Source organism: Streptomyces sp. NPDC005004 (assembly GCF_053600675.1).
Map to the genome: position 1 here is coordinate 248,247 of NZ_JBSGAH010000005.1, position 13,752 is coordinate 261,998.

General features: G+C 71.9%; 13 protein-coding genes. 6 read left to right on the plus strand and 7 right to left on the minus strand.

Annotated features, from left to right (window positions below):
* Positions 1 to 15: 15 nt before the first annotated feature.
* The gene (locus tag ACWEEU_RS09005; RefSeq protein WP_451730239.1) at positions 16 to 1,071 is read left to right on the plus strand and encodes a hypothetical protein; all 1,056 of its coding nucleotides are present in this window, start codon (positions 16 to 18) and stop codon (positions 1,069 to 1,071) included.
* Between the two features lie 46 nt (positions 1,072 to 1,117).
* Here the strand turns inward: ACWEEU_RS09005 and ACWEEU_RS09010 are convergent, their stop codons facing one another.
* On the minus strand, positions 1,118 to 3,199 hold the full coding sequence (locus ACWEEU_RS09010) for a SpoIIE family protein phosphatase (RefSeq protein WP_451730242.1): 2,082 nt from the start codon (positions 3,197 to 3,199) through the stop codon (positions 1,118 to 1,120).
* 310 nt (positions 3,200 to 3,509) lie between these two features.
* Here ACWEEU_RS09010 and ACWEEU_RS09015 point away from each other — a divergent pair, with 310 nt between their 5' ends.
* Together ACWEEU_RS09015 and ACWEEU_RS09020 are read left to right on the plus strand one after the other, a co-directional pair.
* Complete coding sequence (locus ACWEEU_RS09015) at positions 3,510 to 4,388, plus strand: hypothetical protein (protein ID WP_451730245.1); 879 nt, start codon at positions 3,510 to 3,512, stop codon at positions 4,386 to 4,388.
* Positions 4,389 to 4,529: 141 nt separating this feature from the next.
* Positions 4,530 to 4,901 (plus strand): hypothetical protein, encoded by a 372-nt coding sequence (locus tag ACWEEU_RS09020; protein WP_385740196.1) that lies wholly within the window; start codon positions 4,530 to 4,532, stop codon positions 4,899 to 4,901.
* 34 nt (positions 4,902 to 4,935) lie between these two features.
* Here the strand turns inward: ACWEEU_RS09020 and ACWEEU_RS09025 are convergent, their stop codons facing one another.
* Entirely contained in the window at positions 4,936 to 5,328 is a 393-nt protein-coding gene (locus tag ACWEEU_RS09025) for a tautomerase family protein (RefSeq protein WP_385740193.1), read from the minus strand.
* 152 nt (positions 5,329 to 5,480) lie between these two features.
* Between ACWEEU_RS09025 and ACWEEU_RS09030 the strand changes: the two genes are divergently transcribed.
* Together ACWEEU_RS09030 and ACWEEU_RS09035 are read left to right on the plus strand one after the other, a co-directional pair.
* Positions 5,481 to 7,496 (plus strand): oxidoreductase, encoded by a 2,016-nt coding sequence (locus ACWEEU_RS09030; RefSeq protein WP_385740190.1) that lies wholly within the window; start codon positions 5,481 to 5,483, stop codon positions 7,494 to 7,496.
* 32 nt (positions 7,497 to 7,528) lie between these two features.
* Entirely contained in the window at positions 7,529 to 8,092 is a 564-nt protein-coding gene (locus ACWEEU_RS09035; RefSeq protein WP_385740187.1) for a PadR family transcriptional regulator, read from the plus strand.
* A 513-nt stretch (positions 8,093 to 8,605) separates the two neighbouring features.
* Here ACWEEU_RS09035 and ACWEEU_RS09040 read toward each other — a convergent pair.
* The 4 genes from ACWEEU_RS09040 to dhaK form a co-directional block, all read right to left on the minus strand.
* A complete protein-coding gene (locus ACWEEU_RS09040) occupies positions 8,606 to 9,583 on the minus strand; it encodes a fibronectin type III domain-containing protein (protein WP_385740184.1) in 978 nt (325 codons plus the stop codon).
* 450 nt (positions 9,584 to 10,033) lie between these two features.
* Complete coding sequence (locus ACWEEU_RS09045) at positions 10,034 to 10,444, minus strand: PTS-dependent dihydroxyacetone kinase phosphotransferase subunit DhaM (protein ID WP_385740181.1); 411 nt, start codon at positions 10,442 to 10,444, stop codon at positions 10,034 to 10,036.
* Entirely contained in the window at positions 10,437 to 11,045 is a 609-nt protein-coding gene (gene dhaL / locus ACWEEU_RS09050; protein WP_385740178.1) for a dihydroxyacetone kinase subunit DhaL, read from the minus strand. The genes ACWEEU_RS09045 and dhaL overlap by 8 nt, the downstream gene beginning before the upstream one ends.
* A gap of 113 nt (positions 11,046 to 11,158) precedes the next feature.
* Entirely contained in the window at positions 11,159 to 12,151 is a 993-nt protein-coding gene (gene dhaK / locus ACWEEU_RS09055; protein ID WP_451730252.1) for a dihydroxyacetone kinase subunit DhaK, read from the minus strand.
* Positions 12,152 to 12,847: 696 nt separating this feature from the next.
* Here dhaK and ACWEEU_RS09060 point away from each other — a divergent pair.
* Positions 12,848 to 12,973 (plus strand): hypothetical protein, encoded by a 126-nt coding sequence (locus ACWEEU_RS09060; RefSeq protein ID WP_451730498.1) that lies wholly within the window; start codon positions 12,848 to 12,850, stop codon positions 12,971 to 12,973.
* A gap of 45 nt (positions 12,974 to 13,018) precedes the next feature.
* Here ACWEEU_RS09060 and ACWEEU_RS09065 read toward each other — a convergent pair whose 3' ends face one another.
* Positions 13,019 to 13,693: an SMI1/KNR4 family protein gene (locus ACWEEU_RS09065; protein WP_451730255.1), complete on the minus strand. Its 675-nt coding sequence runs from the start codon at positions 13,691 to 13,693 to the stop codon at positions 13,019 to 13,021.
* Between the last annotated feature and the right edge of the window lie 59 nt (positions 13,694 to 13,752).

Below are 13,752 nucleotides of genomic sequence, written 5' to 3' on the forward strand. Positions count from 1 at the left end.
CGGAGGTCCTGCCCGATGAAGTCCCCGGTGATGTCACCGGCCCTGCGCCATGTGCTCACGCATCTGCTCACCCCGCTGCTGATGTGCCTGGGCATGGGGCTGGCCTACATGGGTGCGTTCGTCACCCCCGAGCCGCACCACATGCCGGTCGCCGTGGTCGGTACGGGCCCGCGCACCGCCGTGTTCGCCCAGACGGTCAAGGACACCGCGGGGGACAAGCTCGACGTGCGCACGGTTCCCGACCGTGCCACCGCCGTCTCCCTGCTGAAGTCCCGGCATGTCACCGGCGCCTATGTGCTCAGCGCACATACTCCCGAGCTGCTGGTGGCGAGCGCCGCCTCCGACATGGGTGCCACCGCTGTGGAAAAGGTCTTCACGCCGGTCGCCGCCCAGGAGGGCGCCCCGCTGAAGGTCACCGACGTGGCCCCGCCCGTCCGGGACGACCCCACGGGGCAGGGCCTGTTCTTCCTGCTGATCGCGGTCAGCATCGGCTCCTACGCCTCCGTCGCCGCGATCGGCGCCGCCGGTGCCGCGCTGCCGATACGGCTCCGCGCGCTGCTCGCGGTCGGTGTGTCCGCCGTGGTCGCCGGGATCGGCGCCCTGCTCGCCGGACCGGTCTTCCACCTCGCCCACCACGCACTCGGCGCGGTGTGGGGCATGGCCTGGCTCTACTCGGCGGGCATCCTGCTCATCGGCGTCGGCCTGCACACCTTCCTCAAGCGCTGGACCACGCTGACCATGATGGTGCTGTTCGTGATGCTGAACTTCACCAGCTCCGGCGGTCTCTTCCGGCCCGAGCTGCAGAACGGCTTCTTCGGCTCCCTGCACGCCTTCTGGAACGGCGCCGGATTCGTCGAGGGCGTCCGCTCGCTGCTCTACTTCGGCGACGACGGCATCGGCCGGAACGTGTGGACCCTCGCCGCCTGGCTCGCCGTCGGCCTCGTCGTCACCGCGATCGCCGCCGCCTGGGAACGCTCCCGCGCCGCCCTGCCCCCGGCCGCCGAGCCCCGCACCGTCCCCGCCGCCGAGCAGGACGCCGAGGAAGAGACCGAGGAGACCGTGGCCGTCTGAGCCGCCACCGCTCCGAGGGCTCCAACTCCCGTGTCCCGCAACCCGCTTACGGCACCTCCGCCGCCCGGGCGATCAGCACCGCCACGTCGTCGTGGTTCTCGGCGTCGTACAGCCGGTCCAGGAGGAGGTCGCAGATCTCCTCCAGGGGCCGGGGCCGGGTGTCGAGCACGGAGAGCAGCAGGTCGAGCCGCTCGTCCAGGGAGTGGGAGCGGGTCTCCACCAGGCCGTCGGTGTAGAGGACCAGTTCGTCCCCCGGCTCGAAGGGCACCGTGACGGCGGAGAAGCTCACGTCACCGACCCCGAGCGGCACCCCCGTGGGCAGACTGAGCAGTTCCGGCGGCTGCCCGGGCCGTATCCGCACCGGTGGGAGATGGCCGGCGGACGCGATCCGGCACTGGCGCAGCTCCGGGTCGTAGACGGCGTACACACACGTGGCGATGGAGTCGTCCAGCGCCGAGGTGGCCTTGTCGAGGCGCTCCAGCAGGGCCGCCGGATCCAGGTCCAGCGAGGCCAGCGTGATCGTGGCGGTGCGCAGCAGGCCCATGGTCGCGGCGGCGTTGATGCCGCTGCCCATGACGTCACCGACGACCAGCGCGCTCTTGTCGCCCGCCACCGGGATGACGTCGAACCAGTCGCCGCCGACCTCCCCGGCCGCGCCCGCCGGCTGGTAGCGCGAGGCGACCTCCAGGCCGGTCGTCTCCGGCGGGCTGCTCGGCAGCAGGCTCCGCTGGAGGGCGAGCGCGGTGTTGCGGGCGTTCTGGTACCAGCGGGCGTTGTCGATCTGCACGGCGGCCCGCGCCGCCAGTTCCCGGGCCAGCAGCACGTCGTCCTCGTCGAAGGGCACGGGATTGCTCGTGCGCTTCAGGTCCAGGGCGCCCAGCACCTCGCCCCGGGCGATCAGTGGCACCGCGAGATAGGAGTGCAGCCCCGCCCGCTTCAGCAGTTCGGCCGCTTCGACCGAACGTGCGATGCGCGGCAGATCCTCCTCGGCCACGGTCCGCACCAGGACCACCTCGCCGGTGCGGACGCACTCGGTGACCAGACGGTCGGGCGCGTACCGGGCGATCCCGCCGGGCGCGTCGGCGGCCCGTACCGCGTCGCCGCCGTCCTCCGGGCGCACCGCGAGGGCCCGGATCATGGCCGTCTGGGTGGGGCCCAGCGTGCTGCGCCGCCCGTCGAGCACCGCGTCCAGCAGATCGACGGCGGCGACGTCGGCCAGTACCGGTACCGCGACCTCCGCCAGCTCGCACGCCGTGCGCTCCAGCTCCAGCGTCGTGCCGATCCGCGACGTCGCGTCCGCGATCACCGCGAGCCTGCGCCGCGCCGCCTCCACCTGCACGAACGCACGGTGCTGTTCGGTGATGTCGTCCAGGGAGAGCGCGACGCCGAGCACGTTGCCGCTGGAGTCCTCCAGGCGGTACAGCGACATGGCCCAGGTGTGGTCCGCGTCCGGATCGGCGGGGGTACGGCCGATCACGCTGCGGTCGATCACCGGCTCGCCCGTGCCGAGCACCCCGCGCGCCGTCTCCTCCAGCGTCTCGGCGTCCAGCAGCGGCAGCACCTCGCGCGGCGTACGCCCGTTGTGGTCCCCGGCCGGAAGACCGCTGAGCCGTGCCAGTGCCGGGTTGACCGACACGAACCGCAGCCCCGTGTCGAGTACGGCGAGCCCGGTCGGCGACTGGTGCACCATCCGCTCGGACAGCGCCACGTCCTGTTCGAGCCGCCGGACGGTCGACTGATCGGCCGCGAGCCCGAGCGCGTACACGTCGCCGCGGTCGTCGAGCAGCCGCATGTTGCGGAACTCCACCAGGCGGGTGCTGCCGTCCTTGTGGCGGATCGGGAAGCCGCCGGACCAGCTCCGCCCGGTCTCCATCACGGTGGTGAACAGCTCTACGACCAGCTCCAGGTGGCGTTCGTGCACCATCAGGCGGGCCGCGTACTGGCCCAGCGCCTCGCGCGCCGTGTAGCCGAACAGCTCCTCCGCCTGCGGGCTCCACAGCACGATCCGCCCGCTGGGGTCCAGGACCACCGACGCCACGCCGAGCACGTCGAGGAGGCCGCCGGGGCGCTCCGGACCCCGTTCCGGCTCGCCGCCGTCCAACGCGCCGGTCGTCCCGGCCGTACTCATCCCACGCACCGCCCTCGCCCGTCCGCCCGGCACGCCGTCACCGGGACCGGCTCCCGTCGCTCCACCGTGCACATCGACTCTCCGCCGCCGTGTGGCCGTCTGACTCCACCATCCCTCAACACGCGGCCGCGCGAACGTCGGCGCCGCCACGGCCGGGACAGGCGGGACCGCGATCGTCTCCCGTGGCGACGCATGTCACACCCCGTCGCGCACACCACGTTCCCTGCTTGGTATGTACATGCCCGTGCGGCCGGGCCAGACTGTCCGCCGACCGAATGTCCCACCCCCCTTTTTTCCAAGGAGTAGGCCCATGCCCGCGCCTGCCCGGCTGCGCTGTCAAGCGTTAGTCACCGGCCTCGTCACCCTGGCCACCGCCGCCGTCATGTCCCTCGGAGCCACCCCCGCCTCGGCGGCGGACACCTGGACCGAGACCGGCTCCGACCGCGCCGACCCGCTGACCGAGAGTCAGGGTCTGACCTCCGTCGAGGTCCCGGCGAACAGCCCCAACCGCTACACCGGCATCGGCACCATCCCGGTGGGTCTGTCCACCCGGGGCTGGAACCACGTCGGGGACCCGGACGCCTCCTACGACGGCTACTACATCGAGCCCTACCAGCGGGACTCCGGCAACTCCAAGATGTACCGGGTCCAGGCACCCGGCGGCGCCTGGTCGGAGTACGTCCACACGCTGGCCCCCGGCGAGGCCATCAACAACTCCTGGGACGCCATCTCGCCCGACGGCCAGTGGATGCTCTCGGGGGAGTGGGGCACGATGAACCGCCTCCTGGTCTTCCCCACCCCCGGCATCAACGCCTCCACCTCGCCCTCGGCCGACCTGCCGCTCGCCTCCACCGTCCAGCTCGACCACCCGGTGCGCGACGTGCAGGGCTGCGACTTCTCCGGCCCGACCACGCTGCTCTGCTCCTCCGACGACCCGGAGGGCTCGCTGTTCGGCATGACCAAGCCGCTGCTGCAGATCGACCTCTCGGCGCAGCCGAACGGCAACGGCAACGTCTCCGGGCACGTCACGGCTCTGCGCCAGTTGCCCCTGCGCAGCTCCTGCTCCGGGAACTTCGAGGCCGAGGGCATCGACTACGACCGTCGCACCGGCATCCTGCGGGTGATCGTGGTGTCGCCCGGGTTCTGCGTGCTGACGGACAGCAAGACGTACAAGTTCACGCGCGGCTGACGCCACGCTCCCACGCGGGCGGCAACCGCACGGGCGCGGTCACCCCGAGGCGACCGCGCCCTTGTGCCGCACCTTCCCCACGCGTGGGCCGTGTCTCTCGGGGTACCCGTCCGGGCGGCACGGCCAGGGAAAGGAGCGGTCATGAGCAATCCGGAGTCGTCGCACCCGGAAAGCGTCTCGGTGGAGATCAGCGGATGCTCGAAGGAGGACGCCCGAGTGGTCTTCGACGTACTGAGCGCCTGCTTCGCCTCCGACCGGGACCGGGACGAGGTCCCGCAGCAACTCGACGAGACCCGTCCGATGGTGTGGCTCGGCACCTATGTCGTCACCGAGGCCCGCGAGGGCTGTGAGCCCGCCCGGCTCGACTCGTCCGTCCTCGCTGACGTGCAGGGCGGCTACTGGGCGGTGGACCGGTTCCGCCACACCCTCGACGACATCTTCACCGTCCACGAGACCGGAGCCGCCTCCGGCGACCAGGAACGCGAACTCCATCTGCGCCTGGAGAGCCGCTGACGCGGATCGAGGTCCCCCGTACGCCCCGGCCGGTTCACGTACCGGCCGGGGCGTACTGCGCCTCGCCGTTCCCGAACGACCAGTCCACCGGCTCGTTCTCGGTCACGGTGATCAGTACGTTGCGCGGCTCGGTGCCCGCGTACGCCTGTGCCAGCTCGGCGATCCTCCGGTAGAGGGCGCGCTTCTGGTCGACGGTCCGGCCCGAGCGCATCGTGATCGCCACGAAGACGACCCCCTCGTCCCGGTGGATGCCCAGGAAGTCGTCGTAACGCAGGGTGCTGCGCGTGCCGTCGTGGCCGGTGAGCACCTGGAACCGGTCGTCGGCCGGCACGCCGAGCGCCTCCACCAGCGCCTCCTGCACGGCGCGGCCGAGCGCGTCCAGGCGGACGGGGTCGACGCCGATCGTGTCGATACGGACGAAGGGCATGGGAGTTCCTTCCGTGGCTGCCGCGATCTTCTTGCGAGCTGAGTGTACATACTAGTAGTTACAGAAACGGGCCGCTCTTTGTGCAACTAGTTGCACAAACCCGCTGGGTTGCTCTACAACAAAGGTCGACCGCATTTCGCTCGGAGGGCCCGATGAGCCGTTACCCGCACCTGATGTCCCCGCTCGACCTGGGATTCACCACACTCCCCAACCGCGTGCTCATGGGCTCCATGCACGTGGGCCTGGAGGAGGCAGAGCGCGGGTTCGAGCGGATGGCGGCGTTCTACGCGGCCCGAGCGCGCGGGGGAGTGGGTCTCATCGTCACCGGCGGCATCGCCCCCAACGACGAGGGGCGCCCCTACGAGGGCGGCGCCAAGCTCACCACCGAGGCGGAGGCCGAGCGGCACCGCGTCGTCACCGATGCCGTCCACCGCGAGGGCGGCCGGATCGCGATGCAGATCCTGCACTTCGGCCGCTACGCCTACCACCGCGACCTGGTCGCCCCCAGCGCCCTCCAGGCCCCGATCAGCCCCTTCGTGCCGCGCGAACTCAGCGACGCGGACGTGGAGCGGACCATCGACGACTACGTTCGCGCCGCCCGCCTCGCCCGGCACGCCGGATACGACGGCGTCGAGATCATGGGTTCCGAGGGCTACCTGATCAACGAGTTCATCGCCTCGGGCACCAACCGTCGCACCGACCGCTGGGGCGGCTCGTACGAGAACCGGATGCGGTTCCCCGTCGAGATCGTCCGCCGCGTCCGCGAGGCCGTGGGCGAGGACTTCGTCATCGTCTACCGGCTCTCCATGCTGGACCTGGTCCCCGGCGGCTCCTCGCTGCCCGAGGTCGTCACCCTCGCCAAGGCCGTCGAGGCGGCCGGGGCCACGATCATCAACACCGGCATCGGCTGGCACGAGGCCCGCATCCCCACCATCGCCACCTCCGTGCCGCGCGGCGCCTACACCTGGGTCACCAAGAAGCTCATGGGCGAGGTGTCCGTCCCGCTGGTGACCACCAACCGCATCAACACCCCCGACCTCGCCGAGCAGTTGCTCGCGGACGGCGTCGCCGACATGGTCTCCGTGGCCCGCCCGATGCTGGCCGACCCCGACTTCGTCGCCAAGGCCGCCGCGGGCACCCCGGAGGCCATCAACACCTGCATCGGCTGCAACCAGGCGTGCCTGGACCACACGTTCAGCGGCAAGATCACCTCATGTCTGGTCAACCCGCGCGCCTGCCACGAGACCGAACTCGTGCTCTCCCCGACCAGGCTGCGCAAGCGCGTCGCCGTCGTGGGCGCGGGCCCGGCCGGCCTCGCCTGCGCCGTCACCGCCGCCGAACGCGGCCACGCGGTCACCCTGTTCGACGCCGCGAGCGAGATCGGCGGCCAGCTCAACGTCGCCCGCAAGGTTCCCGGCAAGCAGGAGTTCGACGAGACCCTGCGCTACTTCCGCCACCAGCTCGACGCCCACGGCGTCGACGTACGCCTGAACACCCGCGTCACCGCCGACGACCTCGGCGGATACGACGAGATCGTGGTCGCCACCGGCGTCACCCCGCGCACCCCCGACATCCCCGGCGCCGACCACCCGCGTGTCCTCGGCTACCTCGACGTGCTGCGCGACGGCGCCCCCGTCGGCGACCGCGTGGCCGTGCTCGGCGCGGGCGGCATCGGCTTCGACGTGGCCGAGTTCCTCACCGACGGCGGCCACAAGGCGAGCGAGGACCCCGCGACGTACTTCCGGCACTGGGGCGTCGACACCGACTACACCGCACCCGGCGGCCTCACCGCCCCCACCCGTCCCGCGCCCCCGCGCACCGTCCACCTCCTCCAGCGCAAGACCAGCAAGGTCGGCGCCGGACTCGGCAAGACCACCGGCTGGATCCACCGCACCGAGCTGAAGCACCGGGGCGTCACCATGGTCCCCGGCGTGCGCTACGACCGCATCGACGACGCCGGGCTCCACATCACCGTCGACGGCGAGAGCACGGTCCTGGAGGTCGACACCGTGGTGCTGTGCACCGGCCAGGAACCCCGCCGCGACCTCTACGACACACTGCTCGCCGCCGGACGCGCCGCGCACCTCATCGGCGGCGCCGACGTCGCGGCCGAACTCGACGCCAAGCGCGCCATCAAGCAGGGCACCGAGCTGGCGGCGAGCCTGTAGGAGCCGTCGCCCCTCTCCCTAGGATGAGCCCCATGTCACTCCCGCACGCCATCCTCACCGCCCTGCTGGAGAAGCCGTCGTCCGGCCTTGAACTGACCCGCCGCTTCGACAAGTCGATCGGCTACTTCTGGTCCGCGACGCATCAGCAGATCTACCGTGAGCTGGGCAGACTGGAGGCCGAGGGGTTCATCCGCGAGCTGCCCGCCGCGCAGCCGGCCCGTGGGCAGAAGAAGAGCTACGAGGTCCTGCCCGCGGGCCGCGCCGAACTCGCCCGCTGGACCGCCGCCGCCCAGGACCCCAAGCCTCTGCGGGACACCCTGCTGCTGCGGCTCCGGGCGGCGGCTGTTGTCGGCACGGCGGGCCTGGAAGCCGACCTGCGCCGTCATCTGGATCTGCACAGGCGGCAGTTGACGGAGTACGAGGAGATCGAGCGGCGCGACTTCCCGCCGGACCGGGACACCCCCGAGGACCGGCTCCGGCACCTGGTGCTGCGCGCCGGGATCGACCTGGAGACCTTCTGGACGGGGTGGCTGACGGGGGCGCTGGAGGAGGTGGCCGCGCTGTCCGGCGGGGCTTCGGCGGATTCGGCGGACTGAGGGCGCCGGGTCCTGGCCGGTCCCGGTCCCGTCTCCGGGGCGCGTCCGGGCCGCCCGCGGTCGGTGCCGCCGACGCGGCTTCGGGCGGCGCGGGAACCAGGCCGCCGTGATGACCGCCGACCCCACGGGGCCCGAGCCGATGCCGAGGGTGACCGGAGCCGTAGTCGCCCACGGCACCACCGAGTCCGCCCGCCACTCCCCGGGTGGGCGTGACCGCCGCTGTAGACCCGTTGGCGCTCACGGAGACACCGGAGGCGGCCGCCGACGGACCGGCGCACAGGACCGGCAGCGCGGCGGCGCCCGCCAGGGACAGGCCGGTGCGGAACAGGGGGCGCGGATTGCGCATGGCCGTCCTCCGGCGGCGGGTCGGGCGGTACGTCCCGTGCGCCGCCGGGATCGCGAAACGTCCGTGTCGCCTCGACGGCAGCAGACGCGCCCCCGGACCGCGCCCGCACTGGTGACGGACTGGGTCGTCCGGTGCGGGAGTTCCGCGTCCGCGCTCCCGCGCGGCGGTCAGCCCTTCGCGCCGGTCGTCACCGTGCGCTCCGCCGACAGTCCGCCCCAGGTGCCGTCCGGCAGCCTCGCCCGCAACCGGACCCGGTGCGCGGTCCCCGCCTCCCGCCCGGCGTAGAAGCTGTAGTGCGCCCGGCCCCGCGGCGGCTCGCCGCCCCACACCAGCGAGGTGGCCATTTCGCCGTCCAGCCGGACGTCGTACTCGGTGATCACTCCGTCGACGCGCGGCGGATTCCAGGCCAGGTCGATGTAGTACGCGTCGCCGGACCGGTGCGACGCGGCGGTGAATGCGGTCGGCGCGGTGCCCCGTCCGTCGTCGGCGCCCGGGGTGGTCAGCCGGACCGGAGTGCTCGCCGGTGACAGGTTGCCCGCGGCGTCCCGGGCCCGGACGGTGAACGTGTACCGGGTGCCCGGCCGCAGGCCCGTGACCACGGCCGTGGTCCGCTCCCCGGCCACCGTGTGGATCTCGGTGCCGCCCTGAAGGACGGCGTACGACCGCACGCCCCGGTCGTCCCGCGCGGCCGACCAGGACAGCCGGACCGCCTTGCTGCCGACCGGTTTCCCCGCCATGTGCCCCGGCCGGGTCGGCGCCGAGCCGTCCGCGGCCACCTCGACCGGCGTCCGCGCCCGGACCTGGCGGCTCGGCGGCCCCACCCGGCCGTCGGCGTCCCGCGCCCGCACGGTGAAGACATACATGGTGGACGGCTTGAGCCTGGTGACATCCACCATGTGCTGAGAGCCCGGCACTTCCACGATTTTCGTGGTGCCGCGATACACCTCGTAGGTGTGCACCCCGGTCCGCTCCGCGAAGGCGTTCCACATCACATGGACGCTGGTGGCGCTTCCGGCCATGGCCGTGACGCCCGTCGGGGCACCCGGCGCCCGGCCGTCGCCGTCACCACCGTCCGCCCGGCCGCAGGACCCGACCAGCAGCAGCGCCGTACAGACCACCAGGGAACGGAGCGGAACACAGCGCACGGTGCTGCCTCCCGGGGGACGGCGTCACGGCAAAGGTCCGGACCAATATGCCGGTTGGGGTCGGTCACGGCAAGGGGGCGCGGTGGTGAGCGTGTGGGGGAGTTACGTATGCTGTGGGCACCCTATGGCTGAACTCCCTCGGAAACGGCAGGAGTTCAGTGGCGCGCGGACACGCTGTCGTCGCCTGAGCCGCGCCGTCGCGGGTGGCCGGGGCGAGCCGCCACAGGCTCGGACCCCGGCCCCCGCCGGTTTCTCGTCCTACGCCGTCGTCCCGTCCGGTCGTCGGCGACACCTGCCCCTCGACGTCATCGGCGAGGCGTCCTGGGCACCGCCCGCACGCCGGGTGTCGACCCCACCCCCCCGCTACGGGGACGGTGGCCCTGGGGGGAACGGCTTCCGGCTCATGCGCGGGGGCGCCGTATGGGCCGAGCGGTCCGGGGTGCCCGAAACTCACACCTTCCGGTAGTCGTACGCCTCCCCGGCCGCCGCCGCCACCGCGTCCAGGTCGGCGCCCGTCCCCGCCGTCACCACCGCGGCCACCGCGCCCTCCAGGAACGGGGCGTCCACCAGGCGGGTGTTCGCGGGGAGTTCGTCGCCCTCCGCGAGCAGCGCCTTCACGGTGAGCACCGCGCTGCCGAGGTCGGTGAGGACGGCGACCCCGGCTCCCTGGTCCACGGCGGCGGCAGCGGCGCCGATCAGCTCGGCGCTCGTCCCGAGCCCGCCGCCCTCGGTGCCGCCCGCCGCCGCGACGGGCACCGACTCGGCGCCACCCGCGAGTCCTTTCGCCAGCTCCGCCACCGACTCCGCGACATCGGCGCTGTGCGAGACCAGCACGATCCCGACCAGCGCTCCGTCACTCACCGGACACCTCCGCCGTCTCCGCGAGCGCCGCGATCAGCAGGGCCGACGACGTGGCGCCCGGGTCCTGGTGGCCGATGCTGCGCTCGCCCAGATAACTGGCCCGCCCCTTGCGGGCGAGCAGGGGAGTGGTGGCCACCGCGCCCTCCTCGGCGGCCGAGCGCGCGGCCGCGAAACCGTCGCCGAGCGCGTCCACGGCCGGGACGAGGGCGTCGAGCATGGTCTTGTCACCGGGTGCCGCGCCACCGAGCGCCTTCACCCCGTCCACCCCTGCCCTGAGCGCCTCGGCCAACTGCGCCTCGCTCACCTCGGGGTCGTCGCCGAGCGCCTTGCCCGCCCGGCGCAGCAGCGTGCCGTAGAGCGGTCCGGAGGCGCCGCCGACCGTCGATATGAGCTTGCGCCCGGCCAGTGTCAGCACCTCGCCCGGCGTGTCCGGTGCCTCCTTCTCCAGGGCGGTCACCACGGCCGCGAAGCCGCGCTGCATATTGCTGCCGTGGTCGGCGTCACCGATGGCCGAGTCGAGAGCGGTGAGCCGGTCGGCCTGCTGGTCGATGGACGAGGCGGCCGCCGTGATCCAGCGGCGGAAGAAATCGGCGTCGAGCACTGGGCCTCCTTGAAGGGGCGGGCGGTGTGTCTCCGGCGGTGGCCGGGATTACCGGGCCGCGGGCGGTGGGGACGGTCGGGTCACCGGGCGCACGGGCGCGCGGGAGGAGCGGGTCACATCCCCCAGCGCAGCGCCGGAGTCTTCACCGGCGCGTCCCAGAGCCGCAGCAGCTCCTCGTCGGCCTGGCACAGGGTCACGGAGGCGCCCGCCATGTCGAGGGAGGTGACGTAGTTGCCGACGAGGGTACGGGCCACGGCGATCCCCCGTTCCGAGAGCACCCGCTGGACCTCGGCGTTGAAACCGAACAGCTCGAGGAGTGGGGTGCCGCCCATGCCGTTGACCAGGAGCAGCACGGGGTTGCGCGGCGGCATGTCCTCCAGGATGGCGTTCACCGCGAAGTCCGCGATCTCCCCGGAGGTCATCATCGGCCGCCGCTCGCGGCCCGGCTCACCGTGGATGCCGATGCCCAACTCCAGCTCGCCGGCCGGAAGATCGAAGGTCGGGGAGCCCTTGGCCGGGGTGGTGACGGCGCCGAGCGCGACACCGAAGCTGCGCGAGTTCTCGTTCACCTGCCGCCCGATCGCCTCGACGCGCTCCAGCGGCTGCCCCTCGGCCGCCGCCGCCCCGGCGATCTTCTCCACGAACAGCGTCGCCCCGGTGCCGCGCCGCCCGGCGGTGTACAGGCTGTCGGTCACCGCCACGTCGTCGTTCACCAGCACCCTGCCGACCTGAATGCCCTCGTCCTCGGCCAGCTCGGCCGCCATGTCGAAGTTCAGCACGTCACCGGTGTAGTTCTTCACGATGAACAGCACCCCGGCCCCGCTGTCCACGGCCGCCGCGGCCCGGGCCATCTGATCCGGCACCGGCGAGGTGAACACCTCACCCGGACACGCCGCGGACAGCATCCCCGGCCCGACGAACCCCCCGTGCAACGGCTCGTGCCCCGACCCCCCGCCCGACACCAGACCCACCTGCCCCGCGACGGGCGCGTCCCGCCGCACGATGACCCGGTTCTCCACGTCCACGTTCAGATCCGGATACGCGGCAGCCATACCCCGCAGCGCATCCGCCACCACGGTCTCCGGGACGTTGATCAACATCTTCATCGGTACCTCCTGACGAGGCTGAAAGACGGGCCCCTGCTGTCGGCAGTATCGACCTTGCGGCAGCGAAGGTCACGTGGAGTGCGGAAGGTGGTTGTGCTTGCCCGGCGCGCACGCCGGGGGGGCAGCGCAGAGATGGTGACGTGCCTGCCGGCGTGCTCGGCCTGTGGAAGTGTGGTGTGGCGGGCCGTAACAGTCGGCGCGGGTAGCTGGCGGAACTGGCTCAAGGATCAGGGAGGTGTGCGTCAGCCATATGGGTGGCCTTGGCGTGAGGAAATCGAGAGCTATGGGGCACAGCGATGCGTGGTGGATGAGCTGTGATTGATCTCTGCGGGCACGCGGCGTCTGCTTGTTCAGTCCATGTCGTTCCACGTCCACGATGGCGCGGCGCTCCCATCAGGCTCGAGTGCGAATTGAAACTACTCCTGGAGCCCTCCGAGCCTGGTGAGCGAAGCGAAGTGCCCTGTGGCAGTAAGTCGTTCGACTAGGGCTGATGACGACTGCCGCGCGGCTCGGTGGTGTGGTTCCCCGGGCCGCGTTGCGAAGCCTCTTGGGCTGATGAGGAGGTTGCGTCCAGGGAAGTGGTGTACGGGCTCGACCTGATCCGGGGGTTTACTCCGGTGCTGGGATGAGGCCCGCAATAGATGAACGGCCACCGGCTGATCTTCGAGGTGTCGAAGCTCGAAGGAGATCAGCACGATGACCGCACCCGACAGTCTGCCCCTGCACGCCCTCGCCGAGGACAACCTCGCCGCGGCGAGTCCCGATCTGCGCCTGCGACCACTCCTCAGTTGCTGTTGTCTTTCCGGCCTTGAGGGCTGGTGACGGACGCGAAGTGGCGGATCTCCAGGCTCGGCAGCAGACTTCCTGCTATCGGTCCAGGTCACACGCAGTCTCGGCGGCTGCGAGCCACCCGAGGTACCAACTGGCGAAGTCCGAGGGGGAGCCGTCGGTATCGCGCACCGGATGAAGATCCGTGCCGTTGCTGCGATCGTCACGCCACATTCGGCCGCGTTCCGGTCCGGTGACGACCAGCCAGACCACCATCCCGCAGCCCTCATCACACAGGCAAAGCGCCCCGGCTGTGCGGCGCGGATCGTACTGCACGTCGCCCAGACGCTCCTCCCACGCCTCAAACGCCGCGTCGAGATCGGCGAGGTCGTCGAAGTCGTCCTGCAACGGCCGCTCAGCCAGGATCGCGACCGTTGCCTCCGGGTCCGCCCCTCCCGGAAACGGCTCCGCGAACATGCCCGGCTCGGCCTCCTCAATGAGCTCTCCGACCCAGCGCCAGCCCGCAGAACCGTCGCGCCGCACCGGGAGAATGCCGTACGCCGGACCGGCCCCGCCAGCTCCGACATGGAGAAGGAACGAGCGATAGTCCTCGGGCAGATCAACGTCCAGCCACACCTCGAGGCCGGCCACCTCGGCGGCGTTTAGAGGGGCATCGAGCTCAAAGCCGTGCGCCCTCGCCCCGAACACCTTGCCGCTGCCCGGCACGGTGGCCAGAGCCAGAACCCGATCACGTACCCCGGTCCAGTCGGTCATGGCGCCCGACCCTACCGGCCGCCGCCGGCGCTCGACCTTCGAGGGCCGACGACACCGAC

What these genes read in the sequence shown, in the direction of transcription:
- ACWEEU_RS09005 (WP_451730239.1), top strand. Translation starts at nt 16, where the DNA reads ATGAAGTCCCCGGTGATGTCACCGGCCCTGCGCCATGTGCTCACGCAT.
- ACWEEU_RS09010 (WP_451730242.1), bottom strand. Translation starts at nt 3,199, where the DNA reads ATGAGTACGGCCGGGACGACCGGCGCGTTGGACGGCGGCGAGCCGGAA.
- ACWEEU_RS09015 (WP_451730245.1), top strand. Translation starts at nt 3,510, where the DNA reads ATGCCCGCGCCTGCCCGGCTGCGCTGTCAAGCGTTAGTCACCGGCCTC.
- ACWEEU_RS09020 (WP_385740196.1), top strand. Translation starts at nt 4,530, where the DNA reads ATGAGCAATCCGGAGTCGTCGCACCCGGAAAGCGTCTCGGTGGAGATC.
- ACWEEU_RS09025 (WP_385740193.1), bottom strand. Translation starts at nt 5,328, where the DNA reads ATGCCCTTCGTCCGTATCGACACGATCGGCGTCGACCCCGTCCGCCTG.
- ACWEEU_RS09030 (WP_385740190.1), top strand. Translation starts at nt 5,481, where the DNA reads ATGAGCCGTTACCCGCACCTGATGTCCCCGCTCGACCTGGGATTCACC.
- ACWEEU_RS09035 (WP_385740187.1), top strand. Translation starts at nt 7,529, where the DNA reads ATGTCACTCCCGCACGCCATCCTCACCGCCCTGCTGGAGAAGCCGTCG.
- dhaK (WP_451730252.1), bottom strand. Translation starts at nt 12,151, where the DNA reads ATGAAGATGTTGATCAACGTCCCGGAGACCGTGGTGGCGGATGCGCTG.
- ACWEEU_RS09060 (WP_451730498.1), top strand. Translation starts at nt 12,848, where the DNA reads ATGACCGCACCCGACAGTCTGCCCCTGCACGCCCTCGCCGAGGACAAC.
- ACWEEU_RS09065 (WP_451730255.1), bottom strand. Translation starts at nt 13,693, where the DNA reads ATGACCGACTGGACCGGGGTACGTGATCGGGTTCTGGCTCTGGCCACC.